At 37.0% G+C, this 1,475-nt stretch carries 1 protein-coding gene and 1 pseudogene; both read right to left on the reverse strand.

Annotated features, from left to right (window positions below; translation table 11 throughout):
* Window positions 1-39: 39 nt before the first annotated feature.
* Window positions 40-966, reverse strand: a complete 927-nt coding sequence (locus HT734_RS09305; protein ID WP_173278281.1) for an aldo/keto reductase — start codon at window positions 964-966, stop codon at window positions 40-42.
* Between the two features lie 74 nt (window positions 967-1,040).
* A pseudogene (locus tag HT734_RS09310) lies at window positions 1,041-1,475 on the reverse strand (hypothetical protein); the annotation flags it as partial.

The following is a 1,475-nucleotide window of genomic DNA, read 5'->3' on the forward strand; positions in this document are numbered from 1 at the left end:
ACGTTTTTTTGACTGTGATTTCTTTAAATGCATTTTTTCCTAAGGTAAATCATTCCCTGAAGCGATGTAAATTTCATACCATTCTTTTCGAGTCAGATTGACTTTACTTGCTTGGCTTGCCTCTATTAAATGCTTAGGATTGGTTGTTCCTACCACTGCCTGCATTTTCGCTGGGTAGCGTAACACCCAAGCGATAGCAATAGCTGATGGGCTCACACTGTATTTTAATGCTAATCGATTTAGGACTTGGTTTAGTTGTTGGAACTTCTCATTGCCGACAAAATTCCCTTTGAAATATCCGAACTGCAAGACTGACCAGGCCTGAATAACCACATCGTGTAATTTGCAATATTCAAAAATGCTGCCATCTCGCATAGCTGCTTGACTATCTTCCATATTAACATGAAAACCTGATTCGAATCCTGGAGTAAAAGCCGCACTCAATTGTAGCTGATTAACAGCTAACGGCTGCTTGACATCTTTTTTAAGAAACTCCATCATCATAGGATTTTGATTAGAAACTCCAAAATCTCGAACCTTACCTTGTTTATAAAGAAGATCAAAGGCTTCTGCTACTTGGTCAGATTCCATCAAAGCATCTGGTCGATGAAGGAGCAAGCTATCTAAATAATCAACCTGCAATCTTTCTAAAATCCCATCAACTGATTGTAATATATACTCTTTTGAAAAATCAAAATAGGTAAATTCTTCAATGCGAATGCCACATTTGGACTGAATCCACATCTTTTCTCTTAAATCTGGACGATTTTTTAGGACAAGACCTAACAGTTCTTCACAACGACCACGACCATATATATCAGCCAAGTCAAAGGCATTGATTCCAACAGACAGTGCTGTTTCTACAAGCTCTTCAACTTCTTTGACAGACTTATCTTTTATTCTCATCATTCCGAGAACAATTTCTGATAATTCTTTGTCATCTTGACCAAGAGTTATATATCTCATCAAATTTTTCTCCTTTAATTTCTAACATTCTTCATTTAATTATAACAAAAAACCGCTTTATAACGGCTTTTTGACTATATTTCACTCCATTTTATCTTCTTAAACCCACGGAACAAGACAAAGATTCCAACAAAGAAAACTGCTAAAGGAATAACTTTTGTAAGAAAAACATTTGAAATGCCCATCCACTCATAATAACGGAGCAGAGAACCCACCACAAGATGGGCAATAATCATACTGACAAAGGGACGAAAGACCGCTTCTTTCCAATTCCAAATACTGATGACTAGAGAAAGCGTAAAGATAAGGAAACTATCCCAGGGAGCAGGAAGATTTAAGACTCCTTCTTGTATGAAACTTCCCATTCCTACATATCCTAGAACGACTAGCAGAACAAGAATCCCAACGACAATATAGGTGCCAATTTTCATTTTAGGAGAATCTTGGACTAAACTCCATCGTAAGATTGTAGCCACAAGCCCAAATCCAATCAGAAAAAGAAGAAGTTG

This window comes from Streptococcus sp. k-90 (assembly GCF_013277565.1).
Lineage (GTDB): Bacteria > Bacillota > Bacilli > Lactobacillales > Streptococcaceae > Streptococcus.

Bases quoted from the DNA above. Each gene is read 5' to 3' on its own strand.
- HT734_RS09305 (WP_173278281.1), bottom strand. From the start codon at position 966: ATGAGATATATAACTCTTGGTCAAGATGACAAAGAATTATCAGAAATT.